We start from the raw sequence: 23461 nt of genomic DNA on the forward strand, positions 1-23461 counted from the left end.
TTAGTTAAAAACTTTGAAAAACTTATGCAGAATGGTTGGAGTAAATGTTGTGAGTGTGTTCACTGAGACCGTGGACTTATTCATTTTCCTTGTCAATGTGTATTCTGCAGCTATGATACCACGGTTCTTTCCGCCTGTTACCAATGTTCCTATTATTGGTACCTTCGAGATCAATTTGTTGAGCTTATACAGTGGTACAACGCTTCCGTGAATGATTGCTTCGTTTTGTTTTAGACTGAGGATTCCCATCACGCTTAGTCCTACTGGCGCTGCTTCTAGAAATGACTCTGAGATATAAAAAATACCGTCTGCATATTTGAACTGTGAAAAGAATCTTTCAAAGAAAATACCTTCTCCATTAAGAATGTTCATTATTCCGTATAGAGAAGATAAGGAAAGAATGCGTGCCAGTGTAGGAGCGTCTTGCATGTAAAAGTTTTCCACTACCAGAATCCCGTCGTTACTCCGTGTATCCTTTGTACCTAGGTAAAATGAAGCTCTTCCTCCCATTATTCCGCTCTTAATACCAAGACTTTTGAGTAGTGTTCCTACATTCGTGCTGTCCACAATCACACCCCCATGTCTACTGAAGCTTGCGCCTAGAATTGTACCATCGTTGAAGATTCCAGAGAGATTACCGTCCCCATTTTTGAGGTTGACCTTTAGGTCTGAAAGCGAAAGTGAGTTTTTTAATTTGAGTGTACCTATATCTATCTCTACATTACTTTTTGTTTTGCCTGCCACGCCAAAATTTAGTACAGGAGTGAATGTTTGTGCATTCGATACGTCTAGTGTTTCAGAGTTAACGATTAAGTTTGATGTATCCTCTTCCAGTGAATAATGAAATTGAAATGCAAGGCTAGCATCATTGATGCTGACTACTCGACTATTTATGATGGTGTTTTTTGCGTCACTGCTTCCGCTTAGGCGCAATTCTAAATGTTTTCCAGTAAGATCAAGTTTCTTGAAATTATATTGCTCTCCAACAGAATCGATACTAAAGTTGAAAACGGCATCGGGATCCTTTTCCCATCCAAAAAGTTGAAAGACTTCTTCATGCACATCTTGCATGTTAAGGCTTCCATGCAAATCCAGGTTTCCATCTTGGAGAAGTCGTACTTCTACTTTCCCATGAACTTTTCCATTAAATGGTAGGAAACTGGGTAAGAAAGCAGAGTTCTTCATTGTTTCGATAGAGCTCGTGCCTTCGAAGATGAAATCTGTCACTTGGGTACGGAAATCTCTCAAAAGCTTCATATCGATTTTTCCATCTGAAGAAATTAAACTTGCGTCAATTTCGGCTGTATCATCATTCATCTTAAGTTCCGCTATACCTGAGATGATCGAAAAGTCGCGATAAAATTTATCTGCGCGAAGATTATTGGCTTCGACGTGAAGTTTAGTGCTCATCTGTCCTTCATCGGTATGCGATATATGCAATACTACATCCGCGTTACCATTCCCATTAAGTCCCTTTAGGTTAGTCACTTTTGATATCTCGTTTATGCTATCTGGGTTTGCTTTTTCTCCCAGCAAGATAAGTTCACTGAGTTCTCCTGTAAGGGTGCCTGATAATCTTGTTTTTGCTATATCAATAATTGCTTCACAGTTTTGACATGACAGACCGTCTATTTCTCCAGAATCAGCTTTGATGTACAAACTACCCCCTATGAGATTGAGCGTGCCTGCAAATTGCTCTAAGTTAATAAAGCGCTTTGCTTCGTCCGTGTCATAGGAAATCTCTATTTCTCCCGTTGTATCTACGAAACTCGCATCTCGAATTTCAAAGTCCCCAGTTTTGCTATCCAGTTTTATAGTTGCCCCTTTTATGGTGCCGTGCTTTATATTGTTCTTGTACCACTCTCTTGCACTACTAGAGCCACTCCAATACTTTAGTACGTCTTCTGATGATAGGTTGCTAATTCTTCCTAAAAGAGAAATGCCATCACTGAAAAAGATGGTACCATTAAACTGTGTTCCGTCGATGTTGATCCCTACGTCGTCAAGCTCTATTTGATTTGATGTGCCCGTTACTACAAATCTTCCATCACGGAAATTGAAGCTCGTCCCATTTCTTTTTATTGAGCCATGCAGATCATTTACTGCTCCGCTGATCTTCTTTTCATTCAAGTTGAGCAGTGCATGTCCACTGAAAGTGAAATTGTCATCTGAGATTTGCAGATTAGCTAGCTCCTTTATTAAAGGCGAGAAAACACTATTATTGGAGTCGAGATTTTTTACTCTCATTGCGATGGTATCGTATTGGGACTGGACTATTTCTAACTCTATTTCCGCATTTTCTTCGTGTATACCAACTTGTAAAACCTTTTTGTGATTCATTTTGTTTATCCGCATGAATCCCTCATTTATTCTGTGGCCGTTAAAGCTCAGTCTTTCTACAAAGAGATCTGTGTTTAGGAGTCCGATTAGCGAAAAGACGCTATCAATTTCCGTGCTTCCAGGTATGCTAACATTTCTTTTTGGTGCTCCCATCTCTACGTATAACTCTGCGTCGTATATAGTTGCACTTATTGGGTGAAGCTTTGTAAATGGGAAGTTCCAGCTGAATAGGAGGCTGACCTTTCCTATTAGAGCAACTTTCTTCGAATTCAACGTGGCTATAATTCCGTTTAAAACAAGTCTTTTCGAGTCATTAGATTTCTCCAGCTCAAAATCTGCAAAAGAGATACTAAGTCCAGGGTTGAGCCGATGGAAACGGCTGTTTATGTAGTACTCAACAAATTGCTTTGATAGGTTTCTGTTGTATTTGTACAGCAAAAATGGTGAAAGAATAGCAAGAAAGAATAATAATACGAGTATTTTAAATTTCATTTGAAACAACTACCCCTAGTTATGCAGTTGTAAACGCCCAGCAGGACTATAGCTATAACAGTTTCTAGCTTGCTAAGAAAGACGCGAGATACAAGATGTGTTGCACAGCTTTTCCGGTGGTACGTCGTAGACATCTCTCAACGATGCCCTGAGTTGTTATAGAGTATGAAGTTTATAATTGCTACCAGACCTATAAAACCCATAAAGGAGTAAATGTAAGCAATATCAAGGAAATTGTTATCTAATACGAGGGTTGCATACAGACATGAAAGGACTACCACATGAGTGTTTAGAGAATTCGCTGCTAAAATCTTTTCATGTTTCGCCTTGAAGAAAACCACACAGAAGGTCAAGAGAAGCATACTAGAAAGCAAGACAGCCAAAACGACCAGAAGCATTAAAAGAAATCAGAGTGCCAAAGAATAAAGTTGGAGGATAGAAACTAGCTCATTCCACACGCAAGAGCAATACTACCAAACTCCGAACCACCTAACGTGGCCACAAAACGCTTTTAATCATAATATGCAAGAACCTAGATGTCGATTCTTGTGGTCAAGGATAGGTATCATTATTTATTCTTAATACCTATTTTTGTGGAGCACAGCTGTGCTCTATGTTGCCTTTATCTCAATTGTCACTTCAGCATTGATGGTGATTGCATGGCATAATGGCTACAGGAGCGGCACATGCGCAGTTTTTTACAAACATATGTTATATGCCAAAGAGGTTTACACGAATGCTATGCTATGTGAGTGCTAAGTGGTGAAAAATATTCCCGCAACCTTTGCAGGCGAATGTATCTAACAGCAGGTTACTTTCTTTTAGTCACATGATCTTCCCAATATATGTGCCGTACAGCCTCAGTATGGAGTTACAGCCATCTAGCAAACCACCCGAAAGGTAATTTCTGTCTTTCTATACCCAAAAGCAGAAGTCTTTACAACAACAGAAATCTCAATGCAAGAATATTTAAGAAGTCTTATGGGTCTTACGGCTTCTAAGAAGGCAGTGTTAATGCCTGAAATGCCTCATTCGTGTAAATATCATTGCAATATTATGATGATTGGCTGCTTCTATTACTTCTTTATCTCTGATTGAGCCACCTGGTTGAATAATTGACGCTACTCCCTTCTTTGCTGCTAGTTCTATACTATCCGCAAATGGGAAGAATGCATCCGACGCCATTGCAAGTGGCTGTCCAATCTTGCTTTTTTCGAGTGCTATTTCTACACTCTTAACACGGCTCATTTGACCAGCACCTATGCCTACAGTCGTGTAATCATGGGCAGTCACTATTGCATTTGACTTGACATATTTGCAGACTTTCCAGGCAAAAATAAGTTGATTAACCTCTTCATTTGTTGGTTCTCTTTTTGTGACAATATCGAAGTCCTGAAACAATTTTGTATTTCCAGATTGTACTAAGAATCCCCCAAGCAAACTGAGCATATGTTTTTCTGGTACAGCATAACTCTTGTATGTAAGGACGCGTAAATTTGGTTTATTTGAGAAGAGAGAAATAGCGTCCTGCGTGATTCCGGGGGCAACTATGACTTCAAAGAAGGTAGCTAATAGCTTTTCTGCCACGTTCCTAGTAACAATTTGATTCAGTGCAACTACACCACCAAAAGCACTCAACGAATCTGCAGCAAGTGCTTTCTCGTATGCCTGTTCCAGACTGGATTTGTGCGACGCTACACCACAGGGATTAGTGTGTTTGATGATTGCACAAGTAGGTTCAGTGAAATTCATCACAATCGATAATGCGCTGTCGAGGTCGAGCAGATTATTGTAACTTAGTTCTTTACCCTGAAGTTTTGTAAGTGGAAACTCTCCATCAGAGTAGAAAGATGCATTCTGATGAGGATTTTCACCGTACCTGAAGTCATTTTTTTTCATGACAGATAAGTTTAGTGCCTCTGGCGAAGAAGTAGAGGAGGCGAACCATTCTGCTATCTTACAGTCATATCTTGCCACTCGTGCAAATGCTTTTCTCGCCATTTTACTTCTGAAAGATAAAGTTGGATTTACATCGAATGTGCTGTAATCACTTGGGTCAGAGAGAACACAAACATTTTTAAAATTCTTGGCTGCGGACCTCAATAACGAAACACCGCCAATATCCACATTTTCTATGATTTCGTTTTCCGGGGCGCCACTATTTACGCACTTTTCAAATGGGTAGAGATTCACAACTACCAGATCTATTTGCTGTATTGCAAGTGTTTGCATTTCAGGTCCGTGTAAAGATGGATCTGCTAGCAGTCCTGCATGTATTGCGGGATGCAATGTTTTCACTCTACCACCTAGTACTTCTGGTTGATGTGTATAATCAGATAAACTGGTGGCTCTGATTTGATTTGCTAGAAGATATTGATGTGTCTTTCCAGTTGCAATGATTTCCACATTCGCAGCCTGCAATTTGTACGCCAGAGGTAAAAGATCCGTCTTATCGTAAACGGATATAAGTGCCCTTTTTATCATCTCAGTCTTTCAAGTCAAAAACACACATGGCGCCGAGCCCAAAACCTTAAATGCAAATCGGAAACAGTACTGGGTTATTTTATAGCACAGGCAAAGCGCAGAATAGCGCCCATGGCGCACAGGCGGATGTTAGCATCTTTGCTGTTTCTTGTCTAGAATTCGGCAATGAATTGATTCCCTGCTATTTTTATTCAAAGAAAGTCTGCTTACTTAACGCCTATAGGACCACACCATTTCCTCGAAGACGTCAAAGCACCTAGCAGCAGTGTTTATGTGGTAGAGTTCATTCAGCTCCGCTATACAAGCTGTGGAAGTGACATTGATTTCGGTTATCTTCCCTGCAACGAGATCTATTCCTGCAAGTATGATTCCTGATTCTTTTAGGTCTGAGGCAATCTTGTAGCACCTTTCTTCTTCTATTGAGGTAAGGGTACATGAGAAGAATTCACCTCCCTGGTGCAAATTTGTGATGAAACTGTTTTTGTTATGTCGCTTTAGACAGCCCAGCAGTCCTCCATTGAGTACTACAACTCTTTTATCACCGTGCTCAATGACAGATTTGTCGTATTTTTGTATTACCACCGGAGTTCCAGTTTTTTCAATTAAGCTCTGAACATGAGCAAGATTACTCTCGTTTGTATCCGATATTTTTGTCACATCGATTCCAGCAAACGCATAGAGCGGCTTCACTACCACCTCTCCATGTTGTTCAATGAAAAGTTTGATATTCCATATATCGCGGGATATGAGAGTTGGAAATGTGTCCTCATAGTAATCCACAAATTTTTCAGGAAAATTGCGCACTGCCACTGGATCGTTTATGACTAGAGTACCGCTTCTTTCCAACATATATGTTGCGGTTATATAGTTCATGTCGAACGGAGGGTCGTTTCTCATTAAGAGCAGATCTAGTGTATCTAAATTTACTTCTATTTCTTCCTTAGATAGCGTGATCGTACCTTTATGACAGTCCTCCACATACTTCCCACGAGCAAAAACACGACCACCACAAATGCATAGAGTTTTGACAGGGTAAATAAAGACACTGCACTCTCTTTCCAGAGCTTCCTCGACTAGATAGGCAGTGCTTTTTCCAGGTGCATCAAGCTCAAGTATCTGTACTCCTGTTTTCATGGTAATGTGCGAGTATTTTTTGCAGTCTATCTCAATTTGTGAATCAAACAAAGAGCTTCTGTATCTCCATTGCAAATGCGTATGTCCATAGGAAGAGTGTAGCACATATGAACTTTCTAACTTGACAGATTTTGAATATATGGCTTGTGTTCAACCTTTTGATTTATTCCTATGTGTTACGTACACGGTTTTTCATACATATTCAGCTTAAGTAGAGGCAACTATACAGAAATATTACATATCGAATCATACTTGCAGGTATGATTATTCCAGCAGGGAATTAAGTGTGTCTACGATATCAATTGGTGTCATGTTTTGTCACTACTGGGGGATTCTTCCAGACGATCTTTGCTATGTATTCTGTTGAATACAATGACATGTATTAGTTGTGCCATTTCCTAATTGTACGAAAAATGGGTTTGAGTGGTCTTTGGGCCACCGCGATGGATATTGAGAGCAACGGAGGTGATCAAGCTTTCTACTTGGCTGGAGCGATACTTTTTATACAGTCATTTCTGATATTCAGACCATTCTGTTGTTCTATGCTCATTTTTGCAAACAAGTAACCTGCTAAGTGAGGGTAGAGGGGGTGCTTGACCTTGGTAATCGGAGTGGGAAAAGGATCAGACTTCACGCTAAAGTACTTGGACCTGCTTACGATCGTCTTCGTTGTTTGCTCTATGCATAAAGTGTGTCTTTAGAGTATTCCGAATGTTAGTTTGCATGGATGGACGATATGTTATACTCTTGGGATGCGTGTCTTAGTGAATCCAAGTTGAGCGTTGTAAAAAAACTGGCTATTTCGGGATGGCCCGTTTGGCCTATAATAGAAGGTGGCAAAGGTGTAGCTGTAAGTGATGGGGTTTCATCTGGTGCTTTTGCTGCTGCAGGTTGTGTGGGTACCTTTTCTGCTGTTAACGCAAAGCTTATAGATCATAATGGGGAAATTGTCCCGCTTGAGTACCATAGCAAAACCCGAAGAGGGCGCCATGACGAGCTGATGGAGTACAGCATCAAGAGTGCAATAAGTCAGGCCAGGATAGCCCATGAGTGTTCAAAAGGGGAAGGAAGAATCCACATGAATGTGTTATGGGAAATGGGCGGAGTTGAAAGGGTGCTGGACGGCGTTCTGTCAAAGGTCAGTGGATTAATTCACGGGATCACTTGTGGTGCAGGTATGCCTTATAAGCTCGCCGAAATAGCATCACGCTATAGACTATATTACTATCCAATTATTTCTTCTGTTAAGGCTTTTAGAATTCTGTGGAAGCGTTCGTACAGAAAGTTTAGTGAGTTTCTTGGTGGTGTTGTTTACGAAGATCCGTGGCTTGCTGGTGGGCACAACGGACTTAGTAATTCTGATAGACCAGATGATATGCAAGATCCTTATCCAAGAGTCGTTGAATTGCGTTCTTTTATGAATGAGAATGGGCTGAATCAGGTTCCCATAGTTATGGCAGGAGGTGTATGGTCACTCTCAGAATGGAAGCGTTTCATAGATAATGATGAGGTGGGTGTAGTTGCGTTTCAGTTTGGTACGCGTCCTCTTGTGACAAAGGAAAGCCCGATTCCCGCTGCGTGGAAACAAAAATTGTTGCAGGCAAAAAAAGGTGATGTCCTATTACATAAGTTTAGTCCTACTGGATTTTATTCATCTGCTCTAAAAAATGAATTCATACAGGTTCTTATAGATCGTTCTAAAAGGCAGATTCCCTACTCCGAATCCATGGAAGGCGAGTTTGCGCTATCTTTCGAGTATGGTCCGCGTAAACGGCAGGTCTTCATAAAAAATTCCGATGAGTCTTTAGTGCAAGGGTGGCTTTCTTCTGGATACACAGAGGTTGTTAAGACTCCTGATCATTCTATTGTGTTTCTTACACCGGATGAGTTTGCGTCAATCCGTGCAGATCAGATGAATTGTATGGGCTGCCTTAGCCATTGTAAGTTCAGCAATTGGAAAGACCATGATGATTATACAACGGGTAAATTGCCAGATCCTAGAAGCTTTTGTATACAGAAAACACTTCAGAACATAGTGTACGGAGCCGATCCTGAGACAGAGTTGGCTTTTGCTGGACATAATGCGTATAGGTTTTCCATAGATCCTTTGTATAGGAATGGTTACATGCCAAGTGTGAAAGAGCTGGTCGAGAAGATCCTTGCTGGTGAGTGAAGGTAGTTTATAGTGGTGGCTCTGCTTTATCCGTGTATGAGAAGGTTTTTACTGCTTTCTTGTCAATAGAGTGTGTTTTTGGGTCAATGTATCACGTAGCTTTACGTGGAAGGTACGCATTGAGAGATCCACTCGGTTCACTGAACCTGCCCATGTTCGTGACTTACTTGTGAATCACTGTTGAGATTGTCTTTCTTTGCTCGCAGAAGCGCTTGTCTCGCGGAAAAGGCGCGCGGAAATTGGTTTCCCTTTGTGTAGCGCTTCCCTGTTCAAAAGAGCGACAAAGTCTACTACTGCTTCTAGTGATCTATCAACTCGCTGAAGTACAAGGTTCACTACGTTCTCAGACACTCTGGTTTGATAGAGGTAAAACTGTTTTCTTGTCACTACCCGAAGCAGTTCATCATCTGGGGGAGGGATGGAATACGTAATGCTTGATCTCAGTCTCGAACTTAAGTCAGGTAGAACATCTGAAAAGTCTAGACTCCTTGTCGTCATAAGGAGAATTTTTCCATTCTCTACAGCGCTGTTATAAATGTGAAGCAGTGCTTCGATTTCCTCTTGGGTGGTTAGTTTGTCTATATCATCTATGAAACAGTGATTGTGAATCGCAAGGTGTGCTTGGTCTGGGAGATTAGACAAAATATCAGCGCCATGTTTCGATGCCCATACTCTGCCAATATGCGTCTTACCGGACTTCGAATGACCTTTTAGTACGATCGGTTTCTTGTTAGACGGTGTTTCGACTAACGATTTGTAAATGTACAGATTACTTTCTGAGACAAAATAATCTGCAGCAGAATAAGTGTTCTCCCTAACTTGGTTATCAATTAGGATTAGTTGCTTCATTCTTGTAATAGGAGCTATCCCTGTAGTAAGAAATACCTAGTCGTATAAATCCCGCAATGATCGCTGCGACAGGAACGGCCAGTAATATTCCTGCCAATCCAAACACCATACCCCCGATCGTCATAGAAAAGATTACCCATAGTGGATGTAGGTTCACACTCTTACTTAGAAGTCTCGGCGATAGGAACATGCCCTCCATTGCGCCACAAATGATGAAGATCAGTGTGATTGGTAATACATCCAGAATACTTGAAGCACGAGACAATGCGACTAGGTGGCTCGTTATAAGGCCTGTTATGTTTCCAAAATATGGGATAATCGTCAGCACTCCAGTAGAGACACCAATCAGGAAATAATATGGCATACCTGCAAAAAAGAGTAGCACTGTATATAACACTCCCAAAATAAATGAAATTTTCATTTGTCCGAGCACATATCCGGAAATGCTTGCATTCATCAATGTGATCTGGTCGTTGAAGGTAGTTCTGTATCTTATAGGTACAATTTCTTTTATTGCGTTCGTCATTTTTGGCCAGTCCTGAAGGAGATAGAAAAGTATTACAGGAGTGAAAATGAGTAAGACCACAACATTTGCTAAAACAAGTGTTGAATTCCATAAATGTTGCGTAATTTTAGTCGAGAGTTGCGGTACAAGAGATAAGATATACTCGAATAATGAAGACATTCCTTTTTCTTCGAGAAAACTATGCAGACCCGGAGAAGAGATTTTGATGGAGTTTTCTATATATGCAATGAGTTGTGGTGCTCCTTTAAGAAAGAGAATTAATTGATGATAAAGTAGAGGTATGGCTAGCGCGAAAACAAGGACGACAAGTATGCTAAGAAAAGTAACAACAAGCAGTGATGCAATACCTCTAGATCCAATAAGATCTGCAAGCCTTGTCGTAGAGCGATTTAAAAAATACGCAAGAATAAATGAGAATGCGAAAGAAAAAAGCATTGGGATACAACAAGAAAACCTAGGCAAGTTTATACATCAACCTCTTAAGATGTAAATCATTCATTCCTTTGTGTCCACCATTTTCTCCAGTGTATGTGAGATTCAAGTTCCGGTATTTAGTCTTGGTGTAGGTGAAAGCATCAGTAGTGCCGGAGTTAGAATGAGTGTCAAAAGCGTTGTGAACGACAACCCTCCGGCAACAGTGGTTGCCAAACTTTGCCACCACTGTGTCGCTGGAGCTCCGTACGATATCGTAAAGTTTACTAGGTCTATGGTTATGCAAAAAACCATCGGTAAAAGTCCCAGTATAGTTGTCCCTGAAGTGAGAAGTATTGGCCTGAATCTGGATATCGCAGCTCTTATGATTGCGCGCTTTTTATCAGTGGATTCACTAATGTAATCGTTATAAGCATCAATGAGTAGTATATTGTTATTCACTACTATTCCAGCTAATGAGATGATTCCTATACCGCTCATCACAACAATGAATGGTTGATGCGTTATAAGTAATCCGAATGTCACACCTCCTGTCGATAGTGCAACGGCAGTTAAAATGATCAGAACCTGAGAGAAACTATTAAACTGCAGAAGTAAGATCAGTACCATGCAAAGTGTAGATACAAAAAATGCAACTACCAGAAACCGTGTTGTCTCACTTTGATCTTGTTGTTCTCCCTTAAAACTGATCTTTAACTGAGATAGTTCTTTGTGTTTCTCAATTTCTTTTCTAAGCGATTTGACTATATTGTGCGAAAGGAATCCCGGTTGTACATCTGAATACACGTGTATAGTTGGTTCAGAGTTAAACCGTTTTACTGTGGTGGTCTTTGCTACCGGTTCTATCCTCATCAAGGATGATAGTCGAATCATCCCTTTTTGAGACGGAATTGTCATCCCTAGAATTGAAGAAACACTTTTTCTTTCTTCTGGAAGTGTAAGTACGATGTCTAATTTTTCTTCATGGTCATCCCCTCTGTATTCACCGATTGTTATACCACTGGTTGCAAGAGCTATATATTGTCCAACCGTTGCCACATCGACTCCATAGAGTGCAGCCTTGTTTCTGTCTATAAGTCCCTCCCAGGTTAGCTTCTGCGCTGACGTATCGTCACTGATACTCTTTGTACCATTGATTTTGCTGAGCATTTCTTCAATTGATGCTGCAGCTTGCGCAACTTCTCCATATGACGTACCGCTTATGACGATCTTGATAGGTTTTTCTTGTATTGGTCCATCTTCTTGTGTGAAAAGCTCAAACTGGATACCCTTAATAGACTGCATTCTTCTCTCTATGTCGTCATTAATTGCGGGAATTTTTCTACGTTTTTTCCAATGTGCAAACTCGACTTGAATGCTTCCTATCACATCATTGCCTAGTGTCCCGATCTTCGTATAGCAGGTTCTAATTTCCGGTGTCTCACAGATTGTTCTTTCTGCCGTTTCAACTATTGTCCTTTTTTGTGCGAGAGTGAGATTTTCAACTGCCTTAATTAAGATGGTAGAACTTTTAGGTTCTACGTTTGGCAAAAACTGCAGTCCTTTACCGAAAACATAATAGCCTCCGGTGCTCAGTACAAGGAATATAAATATTCCTGCAATTACGGCTTTTGGGTGGTCGAGGAGCTTTTCTAGTAGTCGACAATATTTTCCGGAAATTTTTCCCATTGCTGAAGGGTCCGCTTGATCTATTGCAAAGATCTTAGAAACTTCCACTGGGTCAGATGTCGATGGTGTTCCAATCATACTTCCGATAACCGGAGTAAAAACAACTGACATCAACACCGATGCGGAAAGGGTGAAAATAAGTGTGATTGGGAGGAATTTCATAAATTCACCCGCAAGTCCAGGCCAGAATAGTAAAGGAACCAAAACAATCAACGTAGTTGCGGTTGAAGACAGAACGGGCCAAAACATCTTCTTTGCTGACAAAGTGTAAGCTTCTCTTGCGGAAGAGCCCATAAGCATTCTTCTATCTGCATACTCATTTACTATGACTGCTGCATCTACAATCATTCCAACCGACATGATCAAACTGAATAGAACTACGATATTCATCGTAAACCCACCTACATATAGAAGTAAGATTGCTATAAATATCGAACCAGGTACCGTGCAGGCTGTCATAAGTGCCATCTTCCATCCTATGTAGATCACCATGATGGCGACAACCATTATAATGGTTAGCACAATACTATTCTTGAGATCTGTGAGGACTTCTTTAACCTCTGTTGAAGTGTCAAATTCTGTAGATAAGGAGAATCCGTCAGGAAGAGTTGCCTGCATTCTGGAGACTTCCTCTCGTACTTGCCTGACTGTTTCCAAAAGGTTCTTTCCACTTGCCTTTGATACTTCAATCACTACGGTATCCACTCCACCTATTCTTGAGATAGCTTTTTCCTTTTCAAAAACAGCATTTACATCTGCGATGTCCTTCAGAGTTAGTATGTTTCCGTTGTTTAGTGATATAGGAAGTTCCTTGAGTTTATTGAGGTGAGTTACAAGTCCATTTGTAGAAACAGGATACTCACTACCAGGTAGGCTGCCTGAAAGAATGAGTATATTATTCCGGTGCAATGTGTTTACGATATTATGCAGACCAATGTTGTACCTGGGAAACATCTTTGGGTCGATTGCAATTTCTACAACCTTTTTTCGTTTTCCGATTATGTTTGTCGAAAGAACATTTGGTAGGGCGTTTAGTTTGGTGCGTAGTTGGGTCGCAACCCTTTGTGCTTCTTCCACTCCTAAATCGCTTGAGACTGTAACCACAACTGCGGGAATAAGGGCTGTAGTAACCTGTTCAACAGTGGGTCTCAATGTGTCTTTTGGAAGTTTACTGACAACTTGGTCTAATTTATCTCTGATACTGGCTAAGGCTTTTGCACTATCAAATCCAACTTCAAACTCCATCAGTATGGATGACGCATTCTCAAAGGACTGTGAGGTAATGCTCTTCAGATGCTCGACAGACTGTAGAGCATCTTCGAGTTCCTTTGATAAAAATCTTGTGCTATCTTCAGCCGATACTCCTGTTAGGACTGTGTTTACAAGTATATATGGTATTTCCATATTCGGAGTTTGTTCCTTCGAGATGACAAAACACGAGTAAACGCCAGAAGCAATCAGAATGAACCAAAGAACCAAAACAGCTTTGTTGCGCTCCAAAAAGAAATCAAGCATTACGTAAATTAAAACAAGGGTTATATACCCCTAAAACAGCATCACAAGTTCATTCTCAAAAAGAGATCACCCGATAACGCTAATCCCATCTGTTATGAAGATACCACAAGTAGTTTTACATGCGCCAGCTAAAAGTACATCCAAGAGAAAACCGTAGAGCAAGACCAAATCTACGGAATAGAAGGCCCTTATATACATTTTTCTGTGTACAAACAAAACTGCACAAATGTCGAGTAAGTCATGCGTCTTGGGAAGTCCCAATGCACTCTATCGGGTAATCACCGGTAAAACAGGCGTCACAAAAACCTACACGTTTTTTGCTCCCAGATACAGCTCTATATAGTCCTTCAAGTGTAAGAAAATACAAACTCGTTGCACCTAAATACTCCCTCATGACTTCTAAAGACATGTTTGCGGAGATTAGATCCCTTTTATTAGGTGTGTCAACTCCGTAATAGCACGGATTAAGAATACGTGGGCTTGATATTCTTACATGTATTTCACTTGTCCCAACTTCCCACAACATCGTGATTAACTGCTTGAGTGTGGTTCCCCTTACTATGCTATCATCTACAAGAACTATCTTCTTTCCCTTGAGCAAGAATCTATTTGCATTGTGTTTCAATTTGACCTTTATGTTTCTTCGCTCTGGTGTGGGTTCTATAAAGCTCCTACTTGAATAATGATTCCTCGTGATTGCAAGCTCGAGTGGTAAGCCCGACTCTTCTGCGTAACCGAGGGCTGCTGCCATACCAGAATCAAGCACTGGTACTACCATATTGGCTTGGATTCCACTCTCGCGAGCAAGTTCTTTGCCTATTTCTTTTCTTGAAGCGTACACGCTACGTCCTTCCAAAACACTATCCGGTCTGGAGAAATATACATGCTCAAAAATACAAAACTTCTGTTCCATTTTCTTAAACGGGAACAGAGATAAAAGGTTGCCGTCTTTTATTTGCAGCAGTTCACCGGGTGCTATATCCCTGACGAAAGTTGCCTTGAGCATGTCCAATGCACATGTCTCAGATGCTACAACCATTCCATCAACAAGTTTGCCAAGACTAAGCGGTCTTATTCCGTAGGGATCTCTTACAGCAAAGACCTCCTCACCAACAAATAATAGCAATGAATAAGCTCCTTCAACTTGTTGTAGCGCGTCCACAATTTTTTCTGTCGGAGTTTTTCCAGGAGAGCGCGCTATTAAATGTGCTATGACCTCGGTATCAACTTCAGATTCGAAAATGCAACCTTCACCCTCAAGCCTAGATCTTATCTCAGCAGCGTTAGTAAGATTACCGTTATGTGCCACTGCTATCTCGCAGGAGGGAGATTTCAAGTATATCGGTTGGGCAAAGTCTGAGCTCCCGCTTGTCGAATACCTAACGTGTCCAATAACCGTATCAGCAGAAGGGATGGAGAGATCACCTGAGCCGACCCCCATAACCCTACCAAAGCGGTGGACGGTACTTATACAACCGTTACGCAAAAATGCAACACCAAAGGCTTCGTGTCCTCTATGCTGCAGCCCATGGAGCCCAAAAAGAGAAAGCTCGACAGCATTGGGCGCACCAACAACAGCTATAACACCACACTTCTCCGTGAGCCGTCTAGACTCACATTGTGACACCATGACCTACTCTCTCTCAAAGTGCAGGAGAAACCCACGCCTAAGCATGGGTTTGAAGGCATTTGACATAGACTTCTCCCACACCTTGACTGTCATCAGAATCCTGAGGCTCTAGTGGTACCTTGACACCCCCATCTTGCTCCGTAGTGAGGAAGCACGTAACATTTTCACCCCCCGCAGCTATTTCAGTGAATTCAACTGGCTCTTCATCTGGCTCTTCATCTGGCTCTTCATCTGGCTCAACAGTTTGAGTTTGCTCAACAGTTTGCTCAACAGTTTGCTCAGTAGTTTGAGTTTGCTCAACAGTCTGAGTTGGTTCAAGAATTGTCAAAGTCGGTTCACTAACACCCATGAGCAAACCACTCATTTGGAGCCTCTCCATCACTGGTATAGCACACTCACAACTCGTAACATCAAAGATGTCTAGTAGACCAGTATCATCAAATTGAAAAAAAAATATTCCTTGTGTCATTTTTCGGCCCTCTCAACATATGTTCCATCTTCCGTTTTAACAACGATTTGATCCCCGACCTTGATAAACGGTGGCACCATCACCTTTAACAACCCACCATTCAATGTGGCAGGTTTATAGGATGACGTAACAGTTTGACCTTTCATGTAAGGCTCGGTTTCCTCAACCGTGTATGTCAAATTATCCTGTACTTTTACTCCAACAGTTTTGTCACCATGCTTGAGAAGTTTTACAACAACCTCTTCCTTTAGATACTTCTCTATATCTACGAAAAGGTCGGCACCAACGGAAACCTGCTCATAAGTCTCAAGGTTCATCAGAACGATAGCATCCCCCTCCCTGAAAAGGTAGTGGTATTCCTCTTCTTCCAAGAAAGCTTTGAAAACGACCTCGTCAGATCTAAACCTATGATTGACCTTACTCCCTCCATCGATACTTTTCATCTCGACATTAACGAAGGCCCCGCCCTTACCGGGCTTCACATGTTCTCTTTTTAAAACCTGGTACAGAGAACTTCTGTACTCGAGAACATTGCCAACCCTGATATCGTTTCCAAGGATTTTTTGTGACACGGCGAACAGGTACAAGAAAACAGGTGAGAATTGTAGCTTATATTAGATGTGTTTTCAATTGTGCAGGGCACAACACGAGCATCGCGAAAGGTATAGGTGCGGCTCTGATGAGGGCGTACTAGTGAGAACATCTTCCAATTTTGTGAGCTAACTACTTTCCTCTTGAGTCAATTTTTTCTTTGCCATTTTAAGAACCTTTTCTTTTGGTATGTCTGCTTTTTGAATATCGCTGACCACATCGTTCACAAAAACGACTTTTATCACATTTGCAGAGTAACTTTTCCTGACCCCAACGGAATCAGAGCGTGTAGTTATTCTTACGTAATACCAGGTTTCACCGTCTATTAGCGTAGGATCACCCGACATTATTCTAACCACTTCTTTGCGTTCTCCAAGCTTAATTGGGTTCTCAACTAGGTAGCCGTGTATAATCGTTTTTTGTGCACAAGCCGAAAGAAACAATAAAAGACACACACACGCAGCGAACTTTTTTTTAGAGAGGTCAAGCATAGTTTGTTAATTCAAAAACTTAAAGCAAGGAAACGGACATGAGATTTTTTTAGGAAATACACTGACAAGTAGACACCGCAGCAAGCCACACTAAGTATCATGTTTACTTGATATGAGTGAAGATTAAAAGATGCTTCCTACGTGTAGTGGGTTTTGGTTAGTGCGGAATTTGCATTTATCGTATGAGCAGTTTTAAGCTAGACATGTACAATCTACCCACGCGATTGTAGAATCCGTAGAAGGTTAGTTTCCTGGGTTTATCATGCGTATTTTCAACATCGCTACGGTTTTAATAATCATAGCAGTCTTTCTATGGGTAGATCACATCCCTCTGAACATCCGTTCAGCTATGTATGCGGTCAGTTTGACCATTCAGGATGTAATTTTGGTAATCTTGCCTTTTGTTATCTTCAGCGCTCTACTTGACCTGATAGTAAGAATGAGAGCAAAGGCATCGGGTTTGTTCGTTTCTTTTATTTTTTTCGTTACAGCATCTAATGTGGTCGCGATCTGTCTTGCCTATTTGGTTGGACGTATCTTTTTACCGGACGTTCAAAACGTTGTTGATGAATCCGCCGCTGTTCTCATGCCCATGTGGAGATACTATCTTCCTCAATTAATACGCACAGAGTATGCAATGCCGTTGAGTATTATGATCGGAACTACACTGCTTATGGTATTCGGTGATAGGGTGAACTTCTTGAACGATCAATTGTGCAGTATCTGTAATTTTCTACTAAACAAGATCATTATGCTCGTAATACCGATCTTTATCGGCGGTCTAGCGGTTAAAATTGCAAGTGATAAGATGCTACAGCCAGTGATAGATCACTATTCAGTAATGTTACTTGTCATACTGATTAGCTCTATTTCATATTCCTTGTTTTGGTATTTGATTTTAACCGGGAAAAAAGTAGGTTCTGCTATCTTGAATGTTGCACCTGCACTGATTACAGCATTTACGACCATGTCGAGTGCTGTAACTTTGCCAGCTTTGTTGGTTGCAACAAAGAAAAATACTGATGATTCGCATGTGGCAAGTGCTATCTTACCTCCAGCGGTGAACTTCCACGTTATGGGTGATACATTTAACATTACGATCACTTTAATGGCTATTCTCTTTACTTTTACAGGTGAGATGCTGGGCATATATGATCTATGTGTGTACATCTTTTTCTTCATAATTTACCGGTTTGCTACCGTGGGTATTCCGGGCGGAGGGATAATAATTTTGTTACCTTTCTTTGCTTCGCGTCTTGGGTTCACGCCAGAAATGTTGACCCTCATTACCACTTTGTATGTCATTTTTGATCCCTTTCAGACGGTGCTTAACATTTTCGGTAATGGTGCTTTCGCTATTTTTTTCAGTAAGCTGTATAAAAGTGAAAAAACGGCCACGGTTGACAAATGAAGCCCTATATTACGGGAGTCTTACTTAAGGATTTTCGTAATCATGTTTTTTGGACAGCGTCATTTGAAAGTAAGCATATCTTGCTTTGCGGGAAAAACGGCGCTGGCAAAACAAGTATACTTGAAGCTATATCAAAATTATCTCCTGGATTGGGACTCAGGTCTGCGAGTAATACCGAGATGATTCGATCTGGGACTCTTTCCTGGGAGGTAAGTCTGAAATTTGCCGGTGGTGCTGACTTAAGAGAAGTCGGGATGGGCTATTGTGAGGATAAGAGAGTTACCAGAGTAAATGGGAAGCCTGTTCAGTGCTTTAAGAAGGTAATTGATCTTGTCAAGGTGATGTGGCTCACTCCGCAGATGTGTAATGTGTTTACTACTGATAAGTCTGTCAGGAGAAGGTTTTTTGACCGTATGGTTGCACTTTATGAGCCTCAGCACCTCGAGAATCTTGTGATGTACGAGCGTTTTAAGTCGGAACGCCTAAAAATTCTTGGTGCACGTGAATCCAAGATATGGTTAGAGGTTAATGAAAAAAAACTAGCAGAATTATGTATATCTATCACTGATGCCAGAGTGAATTTTATCCGACAATTGATGAGCAATTTTCCTCCTAGCGGTTTTGGTTCCCTAGAAATCAAGTTGCTCTGTCCTGTTGCAGGTTCGATTGATAAGGTGGGTCCGTCTGAGCAGATGGAGTGTATTCAGTCCGCTCTTGAAAGAAGTAGAGCTGCGGATACTGTCACTGGAAAGATGCAGTTTGGTGTACACCGAACGGACTTTCTTGCTACAGCACGGCAAGGAGAAAATACCGCTAGATGTTATTCTACAGGGGAGCAAAAATTGCTTATCTTGGGGATAATACTCGCTGCTGGTGAACTAATAGACATAATACTGTTAGATGATATTTTTGCTCATCTAGATCCGCAAAATTCTTCAGCCTTCCTTTCGGAGGTAACTAAGAAAAATTGTCAGTTTTTTTTCAGTGATCTCGACAACAGCAAGTTTGTGCAGTTTGCAGATGTAATACAGACTATTCAGGTTCAGTAGTGAGATTGGTCTCGGAACATCTATTGTGATGCTGAATGTACAGGTTGGTCCTACTGTATCGTGCTAGTGAGTACTGAAGAGAGTAATGAACTGTGTTATGGGTATTCTATTTCGATCAGTAGTGTTTGTTACAAGAGATCTAACTGTATGAGGGCCTATCTGAAAAAGTTAGCCACTTATCCTTAGCGATTGTCTTTCATTGGTTTGTTGTGATGAGAAGTTCTCGTTTGCGGTTGCTTAGCATTAAACGTCGTTCTACTCACATTTATAGATATAAATCGTATTTCAGCGTTGTTTCTACTGAGAGAAATGGAATATGTAATAGGCGCTGGAGGATCTTGTTGAGCTGATTGTCTTAAGCAAAAGTATGCTTATGTAAAAAGGGACTTCTTTTGTGTAAAGCTATTCTGACTCGAAAATCTGAGGAAAGCACTGACTATTTGTGCTAAACTTACGCTGGTCGTTCATCCTTAGCTAGATGCGTGTTATTGCGGGTAAGTACAAAGAAAGGAAAATAGGTCTCATAAAAGGTGTCGACATTAGACCTACCATGGGGAAGGTGCGCGAAGCGCTTTTTAACATCATCTTGCACGCGCGTTTTGTGACAAAAGTACCAGAAGAGATTCACTTCCTTGATCTCTTTACAGGTACGGGTTCTGTTAGTATAGAAGCGCTTTCGCGAGGTTTTGCAAGTGTGACAGCGGTTGATATTGATACACGGTGCATATATGCCAATCTCGAAAAAATGGCTATCCATGATGAAATCACTGTCATTAGTAGGGATGTAGTAAAGCTAGAGGAGTCGGGCAAACAATACGATGTTGTATTCATGGATCCCCCATATAATGAGAAAACACCTAAATATCGTGCATCTCAGATAACTGAGAAGAGCTTTGCAGGGCTTCATGAACGTGGTTGGCTTTGTGCTGGAAGTATTGTCATTCTGGAGAAACACAAGAAAGAGATATTCAAATTAAATCACCATGCTTTTGAGTTGATTGATTCAAGAAGATATGGGATGTCCGAGTTGCTGACATTCGTTTATATAGGCCATGATTTGCCGCTAAAAGAGTAGAAACTTGAGTACTCTTTGTCCTCATAGATTTAGCTTTTGTTCGCGAATAACGAGGTTCAGCCAATGCGGGATCGTATGAGGATTAATATGAGAATTGATTACTTGTACTCTTTGTGTTAACCCTTGGTGGTTGTTTGATACGGTCGGAGTGGTTGTGCCCGTCGAAGAGAAGGAGATCACAAGGTTGCTTTTAGATGCGTTTCCCGATGTGGATCCTGAGGCTGATATCCAGCTTGTTGACACTGTTGGTGATCAAGATCATTACTATCTTAAAATCCGCTCTGCATCTTTTGCTGGAAAATCAGCGGTAGAGCGCCATAGATTAGTAGTTTCAGCTTTAGGAGAAATTCTTAAGGAAAGGCTCCACTCGATTTCTATTGAGACCAAGATTAAGACTTAAAAAATACGCAGTGCGTTTATCATGAAAGATATTTTTACGGAAATAGAGAGAATAATTAGCCAGAATGATGTCGTGCTTTTTATGAAGGGTACGTCTGAGATGCCAATGTGTGGGTTTTCGGGTGCTGTTGTGAACATTCTTAGAACTTTAGGTATCACCTTTCATGGGGTGAATATCTTAGAGGATCCTGAGTTAAGGGAAGGAATAAAGAAGTTTGCAGATTGGCCGACCATCCCGCAGTTGTATGTGAAAGGTAAATTCATCGGTGGATGCGACATTGTCAGGGAGATGTACGAGAGCGGAGAACTAAAAACTCTTTTTGAGAATAACTTGGCTAGCTAAGTAGCTGTATCTGGCTCAATTGTGAATACCCTCAAGAGAGTGCAAGGTTCTCTCTTCGTTGGGTTATTCTTATTCACAGGGTTTGATGTGCATGTCTTTTGGACATAGACATTGAAACGGCGTTTAATATCCAAGTCAATATGAAGAGCGTCATGCCTAGCGCATACGCAGATAGACTTTCCTCGGTATTCAGAGTTTGGTCACCTGTCAGGATTGTCACAATCTGTACAGTCACCGTGGTAATCGTGTGGAATATGTTGTAATCGATGTTTGCCGAAATTCCTGTTAGCATGAGCACCACCATCGTTTCACCCACTGCCCTTGAGAAACCTAAAAGAACGATTGCGACTATCCCAGGTAGGCAGTTTGGCAAGACTGCTCTCAATATAATTTCGGTCTGTGTACTGCCAAGTGCCGCGGCACCGTAATATAAGCTCTTCGGTGTTGTCCGCAAAAGGTCGTCAGTAAGGGATGTAACAAGAGGAATGATCATAATACCTATTACTATCCCAGCAGATAAGGCACTTTCAGTCGAAATGTTAAGGTGTAACAGATGTCCGAGTTTTTGCACCAGCGCTGGCACGAATGCTAGGGAAAAGTAGCCGTATATTACGGTCGGTATGCCAGCCATTATTTCTATTATCGGTTTAATAACATTCCTGACTTTCTTCGGTATGAAGTAGGTCAATGCTATAGCCGCTCCTATACCTATAGGTGTGCCAACTGTGCTACCAATCAACGCCACCATTGTTGTGCCAAAAAGCAGTGGTAATATGCCGAAGAGTTTTTCGACTTGTCCGTCTATAATTGTTCCGTTCGGTGCCCAGACGGTTCCAAAAAAGAAATCCATTGGGGAAACTACACGGAAGAACGAAACCGTTTGTGTCACGAGAGATAAGATGATTAAGGCTGTGACCATCGACGTCGCAATTAATGCAACCGAAGCACACAAAGCAAACGTTCTCTTTGACCAAAGCAAAAGAGCGAAAAAAATACCTAAAAAGAAAATAAAGGTACTATTAACGGAAAAAGCTAATACTGCAGACACAAGTAGCATCAAGGCTGTATTTAGTCTAACTGCACGACTTGTACTATCCACGAAATCACGACGGCTTCTCCACTTTAAGACTTACACACTTCTTGTGTTTTTTCTAGTAATTTTGACTAGCATTTGTACACGAAAATAGCCTACTCATTACATTGGTGAATAGCGGATATGAACAGTATAAAGGTATACGAAATGTGTGCCTGAGTCAGTAAAGTTGTACTGCTTGTTTCTGGGTTAAAAAGTGTTATAGGTTATTATAAATTTTAGCGCGTTTCTTCAAAGAATTGTAGTTGATGTTTCGTTCCACCGGTGTTTTTCATCTCAGGTTTATAGGGAAATTCACTTTTTCGCTTGTTTACTTTGCGCTTCTTTTGGTTCCTGCGTTGGCCGTGCCAAGAATTGGGATTTTCTCTACGGACTTATATGTTTACGAGCGCGAAGCCCTTGGGGTGGAAAAATTTTTTAAACTTCCAGAAGCTCTCGGGCGTGAATTCGAAGTTGTGATGGTGGATTATAACTTGATCCATTCCGATTACCTAAAGAAGAATAAAAAAGTTCCGTTGGAAAAGGTGCTTGAGAACAGACTGGAAATGCAGGGAGTAAAACACCTAATCCTACCAGGTGATGTGTACAATGTGCATATGTCTCCCTTACATCCGACCTCTACAAAGAGGCGCATGTACAAAGCGTTGCTTGGACTTGTAAAACAAAGTAAGGTCTCCATCCTTGGAATCTGTGGAGGTATGCAGCAATTCTTTAATGCGGATGGTATTCGCATACTGAATCTATCGCAAATGGATATTGCAGAACTTCATAAGAAGGAAAAAGATCCGAATGTGGGCAATCTTGCAGGCCCATATCCGGAGAGGTTGATCAGAAAAGTTATGGTCAATCCTGCAAGCAAAGTAGCTGAGATTATTTCACAGGTACCTCTTGAGGTCACAGCGAATGGTTGGTTGATACTTTATATCCCAGAGCTTCACTCGGAGGGCGTTGCGCTCAATAAGGATAATCTCAAGCTCCTAAGAGAGTCTGGTTACAATGTGGTTGGCTTTGCCGAAGATGGTGTTGTTGAAATTGTTGAAGATCAATACGGAAATTTTTATTTTCAGCCCCATATAGAGAGTTTCTTGCTTGAATTTACGCCAGAAAAGATACATGAGCTGCCGGAGAAATTATTGAGCAGTGTCGACGCAGCGAGATATTTACTTCTCCATTTTATTGAGTCATAGCCTCCTTGTATGTGCCGTGTTTGTCTCTAAAGTTGAACGGAGCATCAGTCTCTGCTGAAGAAATTTCGTTTATACCTTAGTTGGTGTGTGCAACTATTTAAACGCGTTTC

At 41.1% G+C, this 23461-nt stretch carries 20 protein-coding genes; 8 read left to right on the forward strand and 12 right to left on the reverse strand.

What is annotated here, in order from left to right:
• The 4 genes from AS219_RS00670 to AS219_RS00685 all read right to left on the reverse strand — a co-directional run bounded on the left by AS219_RS00670 (position 1) and on the right by AS219_RS00685 (position 6450).
• Complete coding sequence (locus AS219_RS00670; protein WP_067978695.1) at positions 1–2832, reverse strand: AsmA-like C-terminal domain-containing protein; 2832 nt, start codon at positions 2830–2832, stop codon at positions 1–3.
• A 137-nt stretch (positions 2833–2969) separates the two neighbouring features.
• Positions 2970–3230, reverse strand: a complete 261-nt coding sequence (locus AS219_RS00675) for a monovalent cation/H+ antiporter complex subunit F (RefSeq protein WP_067978698.1) — start codon at positions 3228–3230, stop codon at positions 2970–2972.
• Between the two features lie 613 nt (positions 3231–3843).
• On the reverse strand, positions 3844–5316 hold the full coding sequence (gene purH / locus AS219_RS00680) for a bifunctional phosphoribosylaminoimidazolecarboxamide formyltransferase/IMP cyclohydrolase (protein ID WP_067978701.1): 1473 nt from the start codon (positions 5314–5316) through the stop codon (positions 3844–3846).
• Between the two features lie 210 nt (positions 5317–5526).
• Positions 5527–6450, reverse strand: coding sequence for a glutathione synthetase (locus AS219_RS00685; RefSeq protein WP_067978705.1), 924 nt, complete (start codon positions 6448–6450; stop codon positions 5527–5529).
• A gap of 727 nt (positions 6451–7177) precedes the next feature.
• Here AS219_RS00685 and AS219_RS00690 point away from each other — a divergent pair.
• Positions 7178–8623 carry an NAD(P)H-dependent flavin oxidoreductase gene (locus tag AS219_RS00690; RefSeq protein WP_082784574.1) on the forward strand — a complete coding sequence of 482 codons (1446 nt, stop codon included), beginning with the start codon at positions 7178–7180 and terminating at the stop codon, positions 8621–8623.
• A complete protein-coding gene (locus AS219_RS04030) occupies positions 8620–8796 on the forward strand; it encodes a hypothetical protein (protein ID WP_156469313.1) in 177 nt (58 codons plus the stop codon). The genes AS219_RS00690 and AS219_RS04030 overlap by 4 nt, the downstream gene beginning before the upstream one ends.
• 1 nt (position 8797) lies before the next feature.
• Here AS219_RS04030 and AS219_RS00695 read toward each other — a convergent pair whose 3' ends face one another.
• From AS219_RS00695 to AS219_RS00725, 7 genes are all read right to left on the reverse strand, one after another.
• Entirely contained in the window at positions 8798–9472 is a 675-nt protein-coding gene (locus AS219_RS00695) for a DnaA ATPase domain-containing protein (protein WP_067978712.1), read from the reverse strand.
• A complete protein-coding gene (locus AS219_RS00700) occupies positions 9450–10433 on the reverse strand; it encodes an AI-2E family transporter (RefSeq protein WP_067978717.1) in 984 nt (327 codons plus the stop codon). Before AS219_RS00700 ends, AS219_RS00695 begins: the two co-directional genes overlap by 23 nt.
• A gap of 102 nt (positions 10434–10535) precedes the next feature.
• Positions 10536–13613, reverse strand: coding sequence for an efflux RND transporter permease subunit (locus AS219_RS00705; RefSeq protein ID WP_067978722.1), 3078 nt, complete (start codon positions 13611–13613; stop codon positions 10536–10538).
• 238 nt (positions 13614–13851) lie between these two features.
• Complete coding sequence (gene purF, locus AS219_RS00710) at positions 13852–15243, reverse strand: amidophosphoribosyltransferase (RefSeq protein ID WP_067978730.1); 1392 nt, start codon at positions 15241–15243, stop codon at positions 13852–13854.
• Positions 15244–15280: 37 nt separating this feature from the next.
• On the reverse strand, positions 15281–15712 hold the full coding sequence (locus AS219_RS00715) for a hypothetical protein (protein ID WP_067978733.1): 432 nt from the start codon (positions 15710–15712) through the stop codon (positions 15281–15283).
• Entirely contained in the window at positions 15709–16284 is a 576-nt protein-coding gene (efp, locus tag AS219_RS00720) for an elongation factor P (RefSeq protein WP_067978737.1), read from the reverse strand. The genes AS219_RS00715 and efp overlap by 4 nt, the downstream gene beginning before the upstream one ends.
• A 147-nt stretch (positions 16285–16431) precedes the next feature.
• On the reverse strand, positions 16432–16794 hold the full coding sequence (locus AS219_RS00725) for a hypothetical protein (RefSeq protein ID WP_067978740.1): 363 nt from the start codon (positions 16792–16794) through the stop codon (positions 16432–16434).
• 262 nt (positions 16795–17056) lie between these two features.
• Here AS219_RS00725 and AS219_RS00730 point away from each other — a divergent pair, with 262 nt between their 5' ends.
• The 5 genes from AS219_RS00730 (at position 17057) to grxD (ending at position 21071) form a co-directional block, all read left to right on the forward strand.
• Positions 17057–18205 (forward strand): cation:dicarboxylate symporter family transporter, encoded by a 1149-nt coding sequence (locus AS219_RS00730; RefSeq protein WP_067978743.1) that lies wholly within the window; start codon positions 17057–17059, stop codon positions 18203–18205.
• Positions 18202–19254: a DNA replication/repair protein RecF gene (gene recF, locus AS219_RS00735; protein WP_067978745.1), complete on the forward strand. Its 1053-nt coding sequence runs from the start codon at positions 18202–18204 to the stop codon at positions 19252–19254. Before AS219_RS00730 ends, recF begins: the two co-directional genes overlap by 4 nt.
• Before the next feature lie 478 nt (positions 19255–19732).
• Complete coding sequence (rsmD, locus tag AS219_RS00740) at positions 19733–20329, forward strand: 16S rRNA (guanine(966)-N(2))-methyltransferase RsmD (RefSeq protein ID WP_067978747.1); 597 nt, start codon at positions 19733–19735, stop codon at positions 20327–20329.
• 154 nt (positions 20330–20483) lie between these two features.
• Positions 20484–20729 carry a BolA/IbaG family iron-sulfur metabolism protein gene (locus tag AS219_RS00745; RefSeq protein WP_067980420.1) on the forward strand — a complete coding sequence of 82 codons (246 nt, stop codon included), beginning with the start codon at positions 20484–20486 and terminating at the stop codon, positions 20727–20729.
• Between the two features lie 21 nt (positions 20730–20750).
• Positions 20751–21071 (forward strand): Grx4 family monothiol glutaredoxin, encoded by a 321-nt coding sequence (gene grxD / locus AS219_RS00750; RefSeq protein ID WP_067978749.1) that lies wholly within the window; start codon positions 20751–20753, stop codon positions 21069–21071.
• A gap of 73 nt (positions 21072–21144) precedes the next feature.
• On the opposite strand, the gene pstC is transcribed toward grxD, so the two are convergent.
• Positions 21145–22128 (reverse strand): phosphate ABC transporter permease subunit PstC, encoded by a 984-nt coding sequence (gene pstC, locus AS219_RS00755; RefSeq protein WP_231861806.1) that lies wholly within the window; start codon positions 22126–22128, stop codon positions 21145–21147.
• A gap of 284 nt (positions 22129–22412) precedes the next feature.
• Between pstC and AS219_RS00760 the strand changes: the two genes are divergently transcribed.
• Positions 22413–23351 carry a hypothetical protein gene (locus AS219_RS00760; RefSeq protein WP_067978755.1) on the forward strand — a complete coding sequence of 313 codons (939 nt, stop codon included), beginning with the start codon at positions 22413–22415 and terminating at the stop codon, positions 23349–23351.
• The last annotated feature ends 110 nt before the right edge of the window (positions 23352–23461 follow it).

It is taken from the genome of Neorickettsia sp. 179522 (assembly GCF_001593535.1).
Taxonomy (GTDB): domain Bacteria; phylum Pseudomonadota; class Alphaproteobacteria; order Rickettsiales; family Anaplasmataceae; genus Neorickettsia; species Neorickettsia findlayensis.

Bases quoted from the DNA above. Each gene is read 5' to 3' on its own strand.
- purH (WP_067978701.1), bottom strand. From the start codon at position 5,316: ATGATAAAAAGGGCACTTATATCCGTTTACGATAAGACGGATCTTTTA.
- grxD (WP_067978749.1), top strand. From the start codon at position 20,751: ATGAAAGATATTTTTACGGAAATAGAGAGAATAATTAGCCAGAATGAT.
- AS219_RS00685 (WP_067978705.1), bottom strand. From the start codon at position 6,450: ATGAAAACAGGAGTACAGATACTTGAGCTTGATGCACCTGGAAAAAGC.
- purF (WP_067978730.1), bottom strand. From the start codon at position 15,243: ATGGTGTCACAATGTGAGTCTAGACGGCTCACGGAGAAGTGTGGTGTT.
- AS219_RS00725 (WP_067978740.1), bottom strand. From the start codon at position 16,794: ATGCTTGACCTCTCTAAAAAAAAGTTCGCTGCGTGTGTGTGTCTTTTA.
- rsmD (WP_067978747.1), top strand. From the start codon at position 19,733: ATGCGTGTTATTGCGGGTAAGTACAAAGAAAGGAAAATAGGTCTCATA.
- AS219_RS00760 (WP_067978755.1), top strand. From the start codon at position 22,413: ATGTTTCGTTCCACCGGTGTTTTTCATCTCAGGTTTATAGGGAAATTC.
- AS219_RS00695 (WP_067978712.1), bottom strand. From the start codon at position 9,472: ATGAAGCAACTAATCCTAATTGATAACCAAGTTAGGGAGAACACTTAT.
- AS219_RS00730 (WP_067978743.1), top strand. From the start codon at position 17,057: ATGCGTATTTTCAACATCGCTACGGTTTTAATAATCATAGCAGTCTTT.
- AS219_RS00670 (WP_067978695.1), bottom strand. From the start codon at position 2,832: ATGAAATTTAAAATACTCGTATTATTATTCTTTCTTGCTATTCTTTCA.
- pstC (WP_231861806.1), bottom strand. From the start codon at position 22,128: ATGCTACTTGTGTCTGCAGTATTAGCTTTTTCCGTTAATAGTACCTTT.
- AS219_RS00690 (WP_082784574.1), top strand. From the start codon at position 7,178: ATGGACGATATGTTATACTCTTGGGATGCGTGTCTTAGTGAATCCAAG.
- recF (WP_067978745.1), top strand. From the start codon at position 18,202: ATGAAGCCCTATATTACGGGAGTCTTACTTAAGGATTTTCGTAATCAT.
- AS219_RS00675 (WP_067978698.1), bottom strand. From the start codon at position 3,230: ATGCTTCTGGTCGTTTTGGCTGTCTTGCTTTCTAGTATGCTTCTCTTG.
- AS219_RS00705 (WP_067978722.1), bottom strand. From the start codon at position 13,613: ATGCTTGATTTCTTTTTGGAGCGCAACAAAGCTGTTTTGGTTCTTTGG.
- AS219_RS00700 (WP_067978717.1), bottom strand. From the start codon at position 10,433: ATGCTTTTTTCTTTCGCATTCTCATTTATTCTTGCGTATTTTTTAAAT.
- AS219_RS00715 (WP_067978733.1), bottom strand. From the start codon at position 15,712: ATGACACAAGGAATATTTTTTTTTCAATTTGATGATACTGGTCTACTA.